The 13,287-nt window shown below is 57.1% G+C and carries 17 protein-coding genes; 5 read left to right on the forward strand and 12 right to left on the reverse strand.

The window, feature by feature from the left end:
- Position 1: 1 nt before the first annotated feature.
- The gene (locus tag M2305_RS10515; protein WP_086633021.1) at positions 2 to 451 is read right to left on the reverse strand and encodes a c-type cytochrome; all 450 of its coding nucleotides are present in this window, start codon (positions 449 to 451) and stop codon (positions 2 to 4) included.
- A complete protein-coding gene (locus M2305_RS10520) occupies positions 448 to 933 on the reverse strand; it encodes a c-type cytochrome (RefSeq protein WP_264649311.1) in 486 nt (161 codons plus the stop codon). Before M2305_RS10520 ends, M2305_RS10515 begins: the two co-directional genes overlap by 4 nt.
- Before the next feature lie 95 nt (positions 934 to 1,028).
- Between M2305_RS10520 and M2305_RS10525 the strand changes: the two genes are divergently transcribed.
- A complete protein-coding gene (locus M2305_RS10525; RefSeq protein WP_211503855.1) occupies positions 1,029 to 1,571 on the forward strand; it encodes a thymidine kinase in 543 nt (180 codons plus the stop codon).
- 36 nt (positions 1,572 to 1,607) lie between these two features.
- Here M2305_RS10525 and M2305_RS10530 read toward each other — a convergent pair whose 3' ends face one another.
- The 3 genes from M2305_RS10530 to rlmN form a co-directional block, all read right to left on the reverse strand.
- Positions 1,608 to 2,096 (reverse strand): FKBP-type peptidyl-prolyl cis-trans isomerase, encoded by a 489-nt coding sequence (locus M2305_RS10530; RefSeq protein WP_086633024.1) that lies wholly within the window; start codon positions 2,094 to 2,096, stop codon positions 1,608 to 1,610.
- Between the two features lie 23 nt (positions 2,097 to 2,119).
- Complete coding sequence (locus tag M2305_RS10535) at positions 2,120 to 3,352, reverse strand: argininosuccinate synthase (RefSeq protein WP_046901287.1); 1,233 nt, start codon at positions 3,350 to 3,352, stop codon at positions 2,120 to 2,122.
- 73 nt (positions 3,353 to 3,425) lie between these two features.
- Complete coding sequence (gene rlmN / locus M2305_RS10540) at positions 3,426 to 4,637, reverse strand: 23S rRNA (adenine(2503)-C(2))-methyltransferase RlmN (RefSeq protein WP_046901288.1); 1,212 nt, start codon at positions 4,635 to 4,637, stop codon at positions 3,426 to 3,428.
- Between the two features lie 128 nt (positions 4,638 to 4,765).
- On the opposite strand from rlmN, the gene M2305_RS10545 reads away from it, so the two are divergent.
- Together M2305_RS10545 and M2305_RS10550 are read left to right on the forward strand one after the other, a co-directional pair.
- Positions 4,766 to 5,233 (forward strand): nuclear transport factor 2 family protein, encoded by a 468-nt coding sequence (locus M2305_RS10545; RefSeq protein WP_264649312.1) that lies wholly within the window; start codon positions 4,766 to 4,768, stop codon positions 5,231 to 5,233.
- Positions 5,230 to 5,814, forward strand: a complete 585-nt coding sequence (locus M2305_RS10550) for a TetR/AcrR family transcriptional regulator (RefSeq protein WP_264649313.1) — start codon at positions 5,230 to 5,232, stop codon at positions 5,812 to 5,814. The genes M2305_RS10545 and M2305_RS10550 overlap by 4 nt, the downstream gene beginning before the upstream one ends.
- On the opposite strand, the gene M2305_RS10555 is transcribed toward M2305_RS10550, so the two are convergent.
- From M2305_RS10555 to M2305_RS10575, 5 genes are all read right to left on the reverse strand, one after another.
- Entirely contained in the window at positions 5,765 to 6,529 is a 765-nt protein-coding gene (locus tag M2305_RS10555; protein ID WP_264649314.1) for a TlyA family RNA methyltransferase, read from the reverse strand. The two genes, M2305_RS10550 and M2305_RS10555, sit on opposite strands and share 50 nt — an antisense overlap.
- A 3-nt stretch (positions 6,530 to 6,532) precedes the next feature.
- Complete coding sequence (gene dxs / locus M2305_RS10560) at positions 6,533 to 8,515, reverse strand: 1-deoxy-D-xylulose-5-phosphate synthase (protein WP_046901292.1); 1,983 nt, start codon at positions 8,513 to 8,515, stop codon at positions 6,533 to 6,535.
- A gap of 4 nt (positions 8,516 to 8,519) precedes the next feature.
- A complete protein-coding gene (locus M2305_RS10565; RefSeq protein WP_086633029.1) occupies positions 8,520 to 9,422 on the reverse strand; it encodes a polyprenyl synthetase family protein in 903 nt (300 codons plus the stop codon).
- Complete coding sequence (locus M2305_RS10570; RefSeq protein ID WP_046901294.1) at positions 9,419 to 9,670, reverse strand: exodeoxyribonuclease VII small subunit; 252 nt, start codon at positions 9,668 to 9,670, stop codon at positions 9,419 to 9,421. Before M2305_RS10570 ends, M2305_RS10565 begins: the two co-directional genes overlap by 4 nt.
- Before the next feature lie 98 nt (positions 9,671 to 9,768).
- On the reverse strand, positions 9,769 to 10,023 hold the full coding sequence (locus M2305_RS10575; protein ID WP_046902033.1) for a sulfurtransferase TusA family protein: 255 nt from the start codon (positions 10,021 to 10,023) through the stop codon (positions 9,769 to 9,771).
- A gap of 137 nt (positions 10,024 to 10,160) precedes the next feature.
- On the opposite strand from M2305_RS10575, the gene M2305_RS10580 reads away from it, so the two are divergent.
- Both M2305_RS10580 and M2305_RS10585 read left to right on the forward strand, forming a co-directional pair.
- Positions 10,161 to 10,505 carry a hypothetical protein gene (locus M2305_RS10580; RefSeq protein WP_211508751.1) on the forward strand — a complete coding sequence of 115 codons (345 nt, stop codon included), beginning with the start codon at positions 10,161 to 10,163 and terminating at the stop codon, positions 10,503 to 10,505.
- An 11-nt stretch (positions 10,506 to 10,516) separates the two neighbouring features.
- The gene (locus tag M2305_RS10585; protein WP_264649315.1) at positions 10,517 to 10,996 is read left to right on the forward strand and encodes a hypothetical protein; all 480 of its coding nucleotides are present in this window, start codon (positions 10,517 to 10,519) and stop codon (positions 10,994 to 10,996) included.
- A 131-nt stretch (positions 10,997 to 11,127) separates the two neighbouring features.
- Here M2305_RS10585 and M2305_RS10590 read toward each other — a convergent pair whose 3' ends face one another.
- Together M2305_RS10590 and M2305_RS10595 are read right to left on the reverse strand one after the other, a co-directional pair.
- Positions 11,128 to 11,895 carry a hypothetical protein gene (locus M2305_RS10590; protein WP_264649316.1) on the reverse strand — a complete coding sequence of 256 codons (768 nt, stop codon included), beginning with the start codon at positions 11,893 to 11,895 and terminating at the stop codon, positions 11,128 to 11,130.
- Positions 11,896 to 11,954: 59 nt separating this feature from the next.
- Positions 11,955 to 13,286 (reverse strand): NCS2 family permease, encoded by a 1,332-nt coding sequence (locus M2305_RS10595; RefSeq protein ID WP_264649317.1) that lies wholly within the window; start codon positions 13,284 to 13,286, stop codon positions 11,955 to 11,957.
- Between the last annotated feature and the right edge of the window lies 1 nt (position 13,287).

The raw sequence follows: 13,287 nt of genomic DNA on the forward strand, positions 1-13,287 counted from the left end.
CTCAGGGAAGCGGCTGCTTCTGCTCCAGGAGCTGTCGTTCTTGGTAACTCGCTGCGGGGTCACCCTGCTGTGCACGTGCACTGGCGACCTCGGCTGGCGTGATAGTGGGGGAAGGCTTGATATTGCCGCGTGCAATCAGCCAGTTCAGAGTATCAGCAATCTGCTGGTCAGTGAGGCGATCACGATATGCGGGCATGGAATAGTTATAGCGATAGCCCTGCGTGGTGAAACGGCCACGGAGGCCATTCAGAAGAACATTCGCGAGATAGTGGCGACCCTCAGGTGTTTGGGCGATGAAATCTACTCGGCCCACGAGGGGCGGTGTTTCCCCGGGCATTCCACTTCCGCCATGGTGGCAGATACCGCAGTTGGGCCCATAAACGGCTTGACCAGCCGGTTTCTTCCCGCAGCAGGCAAGTGCGAGACAACCAAGAAAAGCGATCCGTTTCATGGGAGAGGGGACTGCTGTTCCAGTTTCTGGCGTTCAAGCAGAACTTCCTGAGGTGACAGCGGACGTTTGCGCTCTTCAGCGATCTCGGCAGCCGTGAATGTTGGGCCCCCTGCGGCCATTTCTTTTCCTCCAACAAATGTCAGGATCCGTGCAATTTCATCATCTGAAAGGCGATGAAATGATGGCATGGAACTGTTGTAAGGAGCGCCACCCGCTGTGATCGGTCCGTCAAGACCATTCAGCAGCACGTGGATAATGTAGCGATGGCCTTCCGGAGCCAGGGCAATATGCCCAACCCGCCCGAATATTGGAGCAACGGCTCGCACCTGCCCATGGCCACCATGATGGCAGATACTGCACTCGTTCGAATATTCTCGAGGGGCCTGTTCACGATTTTCCCACGCATGGCCAACCACAAAGACAATTGCCATGAAAATGGCAATAAACAGGGGAAGCCGGATTGCTGGGTCTAATCTGATCACAGAAGGTTTGTCGCATTTTCATGGTGCGTTCAGCAAGGGTGGCTCTTGGCAAAACCGTCCCGATAGGGCTCATGGGCGCATCAGAAGGAGAAAGCATGAGCGGCAAGGGACGTCTGGTACTGTATGTGGGGCCAATGTTTGCAGGAAAATCTTCGCATCTGATCAAGGCTGCGTCTGCGCATGAACGCGTTCTGGCACTGAAGCCGGGATTCGATACGCGTGACGGTGCAGAACTGGTCAGTCGGGATGGCTCACATTTCGCAGCGCGTTCCGTGCGGCGCTGGCCGCCTCATTCCGAGGACTATTCACACATTGTTCTGGACGAAGTGCAGTTCATGGTCTCACCTCATTACGAGGGAGATATCGTTGCAGAGTTGCAGTCTGCCCGATTGCGCGGAGCAACTGTCACGGTTGGCGGCCTGGATAGCGATTATCGTCAGGAGCCGTTTGAAATTGTATCGAGGCTCATGCAGTTCGCCGATGAAATCATTCATCTGGAAGCTCGGTGCCATGTCTGCAATCAGCCAGCCCAGTGGACTGCCAAGACACATGAGACTGGGCATCTTCTCGAAACGGGAGATCAGGAGCTTTATGAGGCGCGGTGCGATGAGCACTGGTGCCTGCCAGAGGTGCCTTGAGGCCTCTCTGGCAGAGCTGAAGTGAAGCAGCAGGACTTACTGCTGTCCGTTATTGACGCCCAGAAGCTGGAGCTTGAAGATGAGTGGGCTGTTGGGCGGAATGATGCCCATGGAGCGCTTCCCGTAGCCTAGCTTGGCTGGAAGATAGAGCATCCATTCATCGCCAACATGCATCATCGGCAAGGCTTCGAGCCAGCCATCAACCAAGCCATCCAGCGGCATTTCCATGTAGGCACCGCTGCCATGCTGGTCAGAGCTGTCAAAAATTCCGCCGTCTGGCAGGCGTCCTTCATAGATCACCATGATGGTGGAGCCACGATGTGGGCTTTCACCATCTTTGGGGCCGGACTTCAGAACCTTGTAGCTCAGGCCATCCGGGAGGGTTTTGACACCCGGTTCCGCCTGGACCTTCGCCATGAACTGTTCGGGCGTCAGTTCTGGCGCGTCTTCCTTGTGTCCGGCGCATCCTGCAAGGAGCGCGCCGCAAAGGGTCAAGGCTGATGTAAGGCGAAACAGGCTGGTCATGGTCCCCCGCTACTGGTTTGTACTTAGAGTGCGCCGCCGCGGCGGCCAATCTGACCACCCAGACGCAGGCGCAGGGCGTTGAGCTTGATAAAGCCCTGTGCGTCCTGCTGGTTATACGCGCCCTCGTCATCTTCAAATGTCACGACGCGGGTATCATACAGGCTGTTCGGGCTTTCGCGTCCGACGCAAACGACATTGCCCTTATAGAGTTTCATGCGGACACGGCCGTTGACGGAATGCTGGCTGGCATCAATCAGAGCCTGAAGCATCCGGCGCTCTGGGGAGAACCAGAAACCGTTATAGATCAGCTCCGCATAGCGCGGCATGATGCTGTCCTTGAGATGGGCAGCTTCGCGGTCCAGCGTGATGCTCTCGATGGAACGGTGAGCGGCCAGCAGGATCGTGCCACCCGGCGTTTCATAAATGCCACGGGACTTCATACCCACAAAGCGGTTTTCCACGATGTCCAGACGGCCGATGCCGTTGTCGCGGCCTAGTTCGTTCAGGCGTGTCAGCAGTGTTGCCGGGGTCATCGCAACGCCGTTGATGGCAACCGGGTCACCATTCACGAAGTCGATGCTGATTTCCGTAGCCTTGTCCGGCGCGGCTTCTGGGGAGATGGTGCGCTGGAAAACGATTTCGTCAGGTGCCACAGCCGGATCTTCGAGCAGCTTGCCTTCGGACGAGGAGTGCAGAAGGTTGGCGTCAACGGAGAACGGGGCTTCGCCGCGCTTGTCCTTCGTAACGGGGATCTGGTTTTCTTCTGCAAACTCAAGCAGTTTCGTCCGGGATGTTAGTTCCCATTCGCGCCATGGGGAAATGACTTTCACGTCCGGCTTCAGGGCATAGTAGCCAAGTTCGAAACGGACCTGATCGTTGCCCTTGCCGGTTGCGCCATGAGCCACGGCATCAGCGCCAACAGCTTCGGCGATCTCGATCTGACGCTTGGCGATCAGCGGACGGGCGATGGACGTACCAAGGAGGTACTGGCCTTCATAAACCGTGTTCGCGCGGAACATCGGGAAGACGTAGTCCTTCACGAAGGTCTCGCGCAGATCCTCGACGAAGATTTCCTTCACGCCGAACATCTCGGCCTTCTTGCGGGCCGGCTCCAGCTCTTCGCCCTGACCAAGGTCAGCCGTAAAGGTCACGACCTCGCAGTTATAGGTCTTCTGGAGCCATCGAAGGATGACCGAAGTGTCCAGCCCGCCGGAATAGGCGAGAACGACTTTCTTGACGTCCTGATGGGCGCTCATAACTGCGTGGTCCTTAATGGTGTTCGTTCGGAAGGCGTTTCTAGCATCCCGCGTCCGTGAGGGAAACCGGGCGTCAGACGCTTTTGCGCTGACGCTCGCTTTCGGTTTTGAGCTGTCCGCAGGCTGCAAGAATGTCCTGGCCACGCGGTGTACGGATCGGGGCTGCAAATCCTGCATCCATCACGATCTTTGCAAACTTTGCGAGCTGCTCTTTTGTGGAGGGACGGAACTCTGATCCCGGCCACGGATTGAAAGGAATAAGGTTCACTTTCGCCGGCAGATCCTTGATCAGACGGACCAGTTCCCGTGCATCGGCTTCGCTGTCATTCACGCCGCGCAGCATGATGTATTCGAAGGTGATGCGACGGGAATTGGACGCTGCCGGATAACGCTTGCAGGCGGCCATCAGTTCCTCGATCGGATACTTGCGGTTCAGAGGGACAATCTGATCGCGCAGTTCGTTCGTGACCGCATGCAGGGAAATAGCGAGGCCTACGCCCAGTTCTTCACCACAGCGATCCATCATCGGCACGACGCCTGACGTGGACAGCGTGATGCGGCGCCTGGAGAGGGCAATGCCTTCTCCATCCATGACGATGCGCATGGCTTTAGCGACGTTGTCGTAGTTGTAGAGTGGCTCACCCATTCCCATCAGAACGATGGTGGAGAGAAAGCGTGGCATGTCCGCGCTTGGGCTTGGCCACTCCTTGTAGCTGTCTCGTGCCGCCATGAACTGGCCGACAATTTCTGCTGGGCCGAGGTTGCGAACGAGCTTCTGAGTCCCGGTGTGGCAGAACGTGCAGGAGAGCGTACATCCGACCTGCGACGAAATGCAGACAGCGCCACGGTCTTCCTTACGATCAGGAATATAAACTGTTTCAGCTTCCTGACCGTCGCGGAAGCGGAAAAGAAATTTCCGCGTTGCATCCACCGACGTCTGTTCCGTCGTTGTCGTCGGGCGGCCGACGATGAAGTGCTCTGCAAGTTTCGCCTGAAGGGGTTTGGCGATTGTGCTCATCTTCGAGAAGTCGGTGGCACCCTGATGGTAGATCCAGTGCCAGATCTGTTTTGCGCGGAAGGGCTTTTCGCCAATTTCCGTCATCAGGGTTGCCAGTTCTTCGCGTGACATTCCGACCAGATCACGCCGTCCGTCTTCCAGTCGTGCCTCAGGTGGGGCGAACAGGGCGGACTTTGCGCGAATGCGTTCGCGCTCCGCTTCATTCAGATCATCTGAAGCGATGGAATTGATACGGGGGAGGGTGTCGGGATGTTTCAAAGCGGTCATGGCGGCGGAGCCATAGCACGGGGAGGGCGCAGATTTCCAAGGGAAAGTGAGGTGGTGCAAGAAAGATTAGACTCTTTGTACCGTTCGGTACAAAATATGGTTTCTTCTATGGTTCTGAAAGGTACGACATGCAGACGCGTTCGCCTGTGCCCCCATTCACGCGGGACACCGCTATTCAGAAAGTTCGAGCGGCTGAAGATGCCTGGAACCGTCAAGATCCGGAGACAGTTGCGCTGGCCTATACGGCCGACAGTCGTTGGCGAAACCGGGATCAGTTTGTTCACGGGCGGTCTGAAATTAAGGAATTCCTTGCGAGAAAATGGGAGAAGGAGCGTGAGTATCGGCTGATTAAGGAGCTTTGGGCATTTCACGAGAACCGGATCGCCGTCCGCTTTGTTTATGAGTGGCGAGATGGGCAGGGCCAGTGGTGGCGATCGCACGGGAATGAAAACTGGGGTTTTGACGAGGCAGGCCTCATGGCAGAGCGGCATGCCAGCATCAATGATGTGCCAATCAAGGACGCTCAACGCCTGTTCCACTGGGAAGGTAAGGTTCGACCTGAGGAGCATCCTGGATTGAGTGATTTGGGGCTATGACGGGATCAGGCGGCCGTAGCCGTACTGCCATCTTACAAAATATCGCTGAGGTATTTCGTCAGTATGGGTACGAAGGGGCGTCTCTCAGTCGCTTCACAGCTGCGACTGGGCTGGGAAAAGGCAGCCTCTACAATTTCTTTCCGGAAGGGAAGAAGCAGATGGCTGCTGAAGTCCTGGAGCATATCCAGCAGTGGTTCGATGCTGAAATTTTTAGCCCTCTGGAAACGGAAGAAGACCCCAAGGTCGGCCTAACAGCAATGTTCGACGGTACTGAGCAGTACTTTAGGTCAGGCCAGAGAATCTGTCTGATGGGGTTGCTGGCCCTGAGCGTAGACACATCGTTTGCTATGCAGATTAGAAACTATTTTCTGCGCTGGCAGGAAAGTCTGTCTCAGGCGCTCCAGCGGCAGGGGCGCTCGAAAAGCAACGCTGTTGATCTGGCTGAGGAAATCGTCAGTGGCATTCAGGGAGCATTGGTTTTGGCCCATGCTCGAGGCGAGGTGGATGTTTTCAAACGTCGTCTTGAGGCGTTCAAGCTGCGTCTGGATCTTCCAGCGGGCCATTACGACGAGCGGCAATGAGAAACTCCCGATTGCCTTCGGGGCCGGTAATGGGACTTGCTTCAACGCCCAGAACTTCCCATCCTGGAATGGCCGAGAGCCAGTCTTGGATTTCGGCACAGACGCGTTCGTGAACGGCGGGATCCCGTACCACGCCCTTTGCGCCGACTTCGTTTCGCCCGGCTTCAAATTGCGGCTTGATCAGAGCGATTGCCCAGGCATCCGGGGTAGTTAGCCTAAGTGCGGCGGCTAGTACGGTCTTAAGGCTGATAAAGCTGGCGTCGCAAACGACGATGCCTGCGCGTTCAGGAATCTGCTCCGCTGTGAGCGCGCGCGCGTTCGTCTTTTCCATGACCACGACGCGTTCATCAGAGCGGATTTTCCAAGCAAGCTGACCGTGCCCGACATCAACGGCATAAACTTTTGTCGCGCCGTGCGTGAGAAGGACATCCGTAAATCCGCCCGTTGAGGCACCGATATCAATGGCAATACGGCCTTTGGGGTCTAGCCCGAAATGCTCGATGCCGTGAATGAGTTTTAGGCCGCCGCGAGACACCCAAGGATGATCCTGCCCTTTGAGGGACAGGGGGGCATCCTCTGGAAGCTGGTCTCCAGCCTTGGCGATGCGCCGATCCCCCGTATAGGCAAGACCTGCCATAATGAGGGACTGGGCACGAGTTCGGCTGTCAACCAGTCCCCGATCAACGAGGAGCTGGTCTGCGCGGCGTTTGGCCATGACTCAGGCAGACTGCTGGACGACTTCGACGCCCAGTGCAGCTGCTGCCGTACGAACGATATGCGGAGCTGTCAGGCCAGCTTCGTCATACTGAACGTCAGGGGCATTATGATCGATGTACCTGTCCGGGAGAGCTAGTGGACGGAATTTCACCGTATCCAGCAGACCGGTTTCTGCAAGGTGCTGCACAACCAAGCTGCTGAAGCCGCCAATCGCACCTTCTTCAAGGGTGATGAGCACTTCATGCTGGCTGACCAGATCATCAACGAGCTTCGTATCGATCGGCTTGGCGAAGCGGGCGTCTGCTACCGTGACCGGTACGCCCTGAGCGGCTAGCTGGTCCGCTGCGCGCAAAGATTCGTGCAGACGTGTACCGAGCGACAGGATGGCGACACCTGCGCGGGCGCCAGGTGCCTGACGCGCTTCGCGAACGATGCGGCCCTTGCCGATTTCCTGCACTTCGCCCTTTTCCGGAAGGTCGAGGCCGATGCCGCTGCCACGGGGGTAACGGAAAGCAATCGGGCCAGCGTCGTATTCGCAAGCCGTTGCCGTAGCATGCAGCAGCTCGATTTCGTCCGACGGTGCCATCACGACCATGTTTGGCAGGCAGCACAGATAGTTCAGGTCGAAAGACCCGGCATGCGTCGCGCCATCAGCGCCGACCAGGCCAGCGCGGTCGATGGCGAAGCGGACTGGTAGGTTCTGCAAGGCAACATCATGCACGACCTGATCATAGGCGCGCTGAAGGAACGTGGAGTAAATGGCGCAGAATGGACGCAGACCTTCGGACGCAATACCTGCAGCAAAAGTGACGGCGTGCTGTTCGGCAATACCCACGTCAAAGAAGCGGTCCGGATAGGCCTTGGCGAAAGCTGTAAGACCTGTGCCGGAAGGCATGGCTGCAGTGATGGTTACGAGCTTGTCGTCTGTTTTCGCGCGACGCAGGAGTTCGCGGCTGAAAATCGACGTGTAGCTCGGCGGTCCAGCCGGAGCCTTCTTCTGCTCGCCTGTCACGACATTAAATTTGCTGACGGCGTGATATTTGTCGCCAGCAGCCTCGGCAGGCTTATAGCCGCGGCCTTTTTCCGTGATGATATGGAGCAGGATCGGGCCTTGATCGTCCGCATCGCGCAGGTTGCGCAGGATGGGGACGAGCTGGTTCATGTCATGGCCGTCAACCGGGCCGACATAGTAGAAACCAAGCTCTTCAAACAGCGTGCCGCCGGTGATCATGCCGCGGGCATATTCCTCGGCGCGCTTGGCCGTGCGCTCGATCTTGCCCGGCAGGCGCTTGGCCACCTTGCCGGCCAGATCCCGCAGTCCGAAGAACTGGCGCGAGGACATCAGGCGGGACAGGTAGTTCGACATTGAACCGACAGGCGGTGCGATCGACATTTCATTGTCGTTCAGCACCACGATCAGGCGGTTCGCGCCCGGACCTGCAACAGCGGCATTGTTCATGGCTTCGTAGGCCATGCCAGCGGAAATGGAGCCGTCACCAATGACCGCAATCACGTTGCGCTCATGGTAGCTCGGATCTTCTTCCGCGCGCAGGTGATGGGCCACAGCCATGCCAAGACCGGCAGAAATGGATGTGGACGAATGAGCGGCACCGAACGGGTCGTATTCGCTTTCTGCACGGCGGGTGAAGCCAGAGAGGCCTTCCGGCTGACGCAGGGTGCGAATGCGATCGCGACGGCCTGTCAGGATCTTGTGCGGGTAAGCCTGATGGCCAACATCCCAGATGATACGGTCATCCGGCGTGTTGAATACGGCGTGTAGCGCAACGGTCAGTTCGACGACGCCAAGAGAGGCGCCAAGGTGACCGCCGGTTGTGGAAACGGCGTCAACCGTTTCGGAGCGCAGTTCGTCGGCAAGCTGCTTGAGCTGATCGACGGAAAGATTCCGCATATCTGACGGCAGGGTCACGCGGTCCAGAACTGGATAGCGGCCGTATGTAGGAATCGTGGAAGACGGGTTGCTCATGAAATCAGTTCCTGCGCTCGACGACGTAGTCTGCAAGAGCCCTGAGGGCCGCGGCCTGTGCGCCGAAAGATGAAAGGGCCTCCCGGGCCTGATCGCTCAGGCGGCGGGCCTCGGCGCGGGCTCCGTCAATGCCAAGCAGGGAGACATAAGTGGATTTGCCGCTGGCTTCGTCCTTGCCAGCGGTTTTGCCGAGTTCCTCGGCGCTTGCGGTCGTGTCCAGAACATCGTCTGCAACCTGAAAGGCTGTTCCAAGATTCTGGCCGTAGGCGACAATGGCGTCCCGGCGATCATCCGTCACACCAGCCAGAATCGCTCCTGATTCGGCGGCATAGCGGATTAGGGCACCTGTTTTCAGGGCATGCAGGCGACGGACTTCATCCAGAGGGAGGGCACGGCCTTCCCCCCGGATATCGATGACCTGGCCACCAACCATTCCCGCTGCGCCTGAGGCACGAGCTAGGGCCAGTGCGAGGTTGGAGCGGATGGTGGCGTCGGAAGACGTTTCATCCTCAAGAAGGATCTCGAAAGCCCGCGTCTGAAGAGCGTCGCCGGCAAGAATGGCAATGGCTTCGTCAAACTGACGGTGCGTGGAGGGACGCCCACGGCGGAGATCATCGTCATCCATGGACGGAAGATCATCATGCACAAGAGAATATGCGTGAAGCAGTTCGACTGACGCCGCAACGCGCAGCGCAGCCTTGCGGTCTGCACCAAATAGAGACGCAACTTCTACGGCCAGAAAGCCACGAAGACGCTTTCCGCCACCGAGGGCAGCGTAGCGCATGGCTTCAAGAAGAATGGATTCGTCACCCGGCACCATCGGGAGCAGGGCGTCGATTGTCGCTTCGATGTCCGTGCAGGCGTGGGCGAGAGCCTCCTTGAGGGAGGTGGACGTGGTGGCACTCATCGGCCGGTCTCTCCGGTATCGGCAAGAGGCTCCGTGCCTGTGCTGCCGTCATCGTTCTGGACAATGGCGCGCACACGCATCTCGGCCTCTCCCAGCTTTGCATCGCAGTGCTTGCGTAGGGCGGCACCGCGTTCATAGGCAGAAATGGCGTCTTCAAGCTTCATCTGTCCGCCTTCAAGGCCACGGACGATCCGCTCCAGCTCGGAGAGGGCATCTTCGAAAGACATGGCATCAATGGGTTCGGGCATGGAAAGCCTCAAGACACGCTTTGGGAAACAAGGTAGCGAGGGATTACAGCCAGATGACAGGTTTTGCCAGCCCTGTGCTTGGGAACGGGGGAGTTTCCTCAGGAGGGTTGCGTTTCTGCACGCCTGCGGATGACAAATGAAAGAACGCCAGCGCTCTCCGTGAAGGCCACCATCGCATGGCCTGTTTCGCGGCAATAAGACTGGAAATCCGCCACTGAAGCGCGATCCGTTGCCAGAATACGAAGGCGTGTTCCGGGCGCCATGTCACGCAGGGCGCGGTTCGCCTTGAGAACGGGCATGGGGCAGGCAAGACCGCGCAGGTCCAGCAGGGTCTCCGTCGGAGGTATCGTCATGACGTCTGTTATGCCCTGCGCCGTGCCGTGGGCCAAGTAACGGATTTCCCATTGCCGGAATAGCACGGTTTTTCTATAACTATGGCTCAATGCCACAAAGCGTCCTTCGGGGCGCTTTTTTTGTTTTTGAGGAACACATGGAAAAACAGATCTCTGAAAGGCCGCCGTCTTCCGAGGGAAATGAGCATCGGGCTTACACGATCCGTATTTTGGAAGACCGTGTTCTTCGACTGGAAACAGTCGCTGGGGGGTTGTCAGATCGGTACGAACAACTGCGTACGGAGATGAGACAGGAAATCAGTTCTCTGCGGGATCAGATGAAATCCCTGGAGACCAAAGTCGATAATGGTAACAGGATTGTGAATGGAAAGCTGGACCGTCTGATCGGTGGCCGGGCTGTTCTGACGGCGATAGTGACGCTGGCAACATCCATCCTCGGAACTGGGATGGTGCATTTCGCTCTGTCTCTCAGCACGCATTGAGGGGACGAGTCATGGAAGGTCTTGATGTCGGACAACTCAAGCATCTGGTGGTGCAGCCAGCCCTTGCGGCGCTCGGACTAGGCGGGACAGCAGCCGTTAATCTTCTAACGGGCACGGCGCTGGCTGAGAGTAGAGGAGCCTACGTAAAGCAGATTGGGGGAGGGCCAGCGCTGGGGCTATGGCAAATGGAACCTGCAACCCACGACGATTGCTGGGCTAACTTTTTACGTTTCCCGGTTGGGCAGCCATATGCTGGTATTCTGGAAAACATGCTGGCTCATGATCTGCCACGCAGTGCGCAGATGGTCAGTAATTTACGATATGCCTGTGCGATGGCGCGAATCCGGTTTTACCGTGTGCGGGAAGCACTGCCTGCTCCGCAGGATCCGTTTGCCTTAAGCCGATATCACAAGGTGCATTACAACACCCCGCTTGGCGCGGCAGACCCTATGGCCAATGTCGATTATTTCAGGAGGGCCGTTCAGGCTTAAAGCGAGAGCGATGCCGGGGACCTGTATGCATCACGCTCCCGACATCGCAGGTTTACCTTAGATCGGTATATTATGACCGAATAGTGGCGTAGCTGAATATGCCAATTATTTAATCTGATTTTTATGGGTATTTAACGAAGCGCGAAAAGCCTGTTTTGGGGATTGCCCTGGAACGTCGCAGGACCAGTGTGGGACAGGCGCAGTCCCCGATGAAGCCAGACGCTTCCGCCGATTTTTAGCCATCGACGACAGAAGGCAAAATCTTCGGAGAGATATGTTCTCGTCTCCGGATCAATCATGCAGTCGAACAAGGCAAAAGGATTCTCTGTGACCGGACGATCGGTGCGACGGCCACTCTGTTGAGCATCGATGCGCTCGTATTCGGTCTCAGGATAGGCGTTCATCATCTGGCTGATTGTGGCGCGTGTCAGCAGCATGAAGCCAGTTCCGATGTAAGAAACGGAAGCAATTTCGGCTGGCGGTGAAGTGTCATACAGCGCAGAGCAGTCGCCAACATAGCGTAGGCTGGCGCTCTTCGGGGGTTCGCCTTTGCCCATGAACCGCTGGGTATTATGGTCCCAGTAGTGAGATTTGAGCGGGTAGGCTCCGCCGATAACCGGCTTGTCGGCGTTTAGAAGTGCTTGAATATCTGCAAACGAAAAACCAATGTCACTGTCTGCAAATAACAGGTGTGTGGCATCGGTTTGGGTTATGAACTGGTGAAGAAGCGTATTGCGTGCCCGTGTAATCAAGGCATCGCTTCCTAGTGTCGAGAGCGTCAGGCGAATATTGTGAGAAGGCGCTTCACTCATGCAACTGATAATGGACTGCATGTATGCCTGGGTAACGGTTCCCCCAAAGCAGGGTGTCGCAATGAAGACGTGTGGGGCTGCGTTCATGGGGAGATAGTGTTCTATCTCCCCTTAAGAAAGGCTTAAAACTGAGCAGTCAAAATTTGTTAGCCGCCCATGTGACTTTGCAGAATCATATAGAAAAGAAACGCAGCATCGAGGCCGAGCACAATTGGCGTAAGGCGTTTGAAATCCCGTAATGCGAGGGCCAATCCCGTATAAAGCAGCAAGCCACAGGACAGGCTGAGCATGAAGTTTCCGGTAATTCCGGCGATCAGCAGCATCGTGAGGGGCGGAATAGCATCGGAAGGGTTGGAGGCCACGCGGTGGAGGCTGCCAAGCATATTGAGGCCGACCAGAACCAGAACAGGCGCCGTCGCGATAGCCGGGATAGCTGTAATCAGTGGCCAGAAAACGGAAGAAGCTGCGAAAAGCAGGGCGACGATCAGGGCGCTCAGGCCAGTTCGGCCTCCAGCTTCGACACCTGCGAGGCTTTCGACATAGGCTGAAACCGTACACGTCCCGAGGCTGGCCCCAATAATGCTGGCTGCGCCGTCAGATGCAAAAGCACGATGATCCAGCGCCGGTTTCTCTGGCGTTCCGTCCAGACCTGCACGATGGGCAACACTCATCATCGTTGCCGTCGCATCAAAAAAATCACTGATGAGGAAGTAGAGCGTGATGGGAACGAGAAGGCCGAGGTGGGAGAAAAAACCTGCAAAATCAAAAGGGAGAAACAGATTGGTGGGATAATGCGGCCAGTCTACCATATGCGTGGGCAGGGTCGTGATTGCGCCCTTATCAGTATGAATGAACAGGCCTGCCACGGTTAGTGTCAGAATCGCCAGAAGAAGCCCGGCGGGTACTCTCAGAACCACGAGAACGGCACAGAGAAGCACGCCAGCTAGGCTGAGAATAACGGACGGATCACTCAGAGAACCGAACGTCAGCCCCTGAGCCGTAGGGACGGCAATGCCACTGGTGGTGAGGCCGATGCGTGCGATGAAAGCACCCAGCGCGACTTGAATGCCCAGGACAATTGAAGGCGGAAACCCGCGGATAATGCGCTGGCGTATCTGGCTGAGAGAAAGTGCTGTGAAGCACAGGCCGCTGAAAAGGACGACTGTAAAGGCGGTTCGTGGGCTCACATGCGCCTGCTGAACGACAACCTGCGCGAACAGAACGTTGCTGCTCATGGCCGGAGCTAGAGCGATTGGCAGTCTTGCCCATAAAGCCATGAGCAATGTGCCAGCGACTGCTCCTGCAATCGTGGTCATGACCATGTCATGGCGATCCAGTCCCGCCGCCGACAGAATGGCTGGATTGACAGCGACGATATAGGCCATGGCCCCGAAAACCGTCAGGCCAGCGATGATCTCACGTGGAACGGTGGAGCCGCGGGCGGAAATATGAAACCAGCGGTCGAGTGTGGACAGCAAC

Source organism: Gluconobacter cerinus, from assembly GCF_025961355.1.
Taxonomy (GTDB): Bacteria; Pseudomonadota; Alphaproteobacteria; order Acetobacterales; family Acetobacteraceae; genus Gluconobacter; species Gluconobacter cerinus.

Coding starts and splice junctions, on each gene's coding strand:
- M2305_RS10515 (WP_086633021.1), bottom strand. CDS start 451: ATGAAACGGATCGCTTTTCTTGGTTGTCTCGCACTTGCCTGCTGCGGG.
- M2305_RS10525 (WP_211503855.1), top strand. CDS start 1,029: ATGAGCGGCAAGGGACGTCTGGTACTGTATGTGGGGCCAATGTTTGCA.
- M2305_RS10530 (WP_086633024.1), bottom strand. CDS start 2,096: ATGACCAGCCTGTTTCGCCTTACATCAGCCTTGACCCTTTGCGGCGCG.
- M2305_RS10535 (WP_046901287.1), bottom strand. CDS start 3,352: ATGAGCGCCCATCAGGACGTCAAGAAAGTCGTTCTCGCCTATTCCGGC.
- rlmN (WP_046901288.1), bottom strand. CDS start 4,637: ATGACCGCTTTGAAACATCCCGACACCCTCCCCCGTATCAATTCCATC.
- M2305_RS10545 (WP_264649312.1), top strand. CDS start 4,766: ATGCAGACGCGTTCGCCTGTGCCCCCATTCACGCGGGACACCGCTATT.
- M2305_RS10550 (WP_264649313.1), top strand. CDS start 5,230: ATGACGGGATCAGGCGGCCGTAGCCGTACTGCCATCTTACAAAATATC.
- M2305_RS10555 (WP_264649314.1), bottom strand. CDS start 6,529: ATGGCCAAACGCCGCGCAGACCAGCTCCTCGTTGATCGGGGACTGGTT.
- dxs (WP_046901292.1), bottom strand. CDS start 8,515: ATGAGCAACCCGTCTTCCACGATTCCTACATACGGCCGCTATCCAGTT.
- M2305_RS10565 (WP_086633029.1), bottom strand. CDS start 9,422: ATGAGTGCCACCACGTCCACCTCCCTCAAGGAGGCTCTCGCCCACGCC.
- M2305_RS10570 (WP_046901294.1), bottom strand. CDS start 9,670: ATGCCCGAACCCATTGATGCCATGTCTTTCGAAGATGCCCTCTCCGAG.
- M2305_RS10575 (WP_046902033.1), bottom strand. CDS start 10,023: ATGACGATACCTCCGACGGAGACCCTGCTGGACCTGCGCGGTCTTGCC.
- M2305_RS10580 (WP_211508751.1), top strand. CDS start 10,161: ATGGAAAAACAGATCTCTGAAAGGCCGCCGTCTTCCGAGGGAAATGAG.
- M2305_RS10585 (WP_264649315.1), top strand. CDS start 10,517: ATGGAAGGTCTTGATGTCGGACAACTCAAGCATCTGGTGGTGCAGCCA.
- M2305_RS10590 (WP_264649316.1), bottom strand. CDS start 11,895: ATGAACGCAGCCCCACACGTCTTCATTGCGACACCCTGCTTTGGGGGA.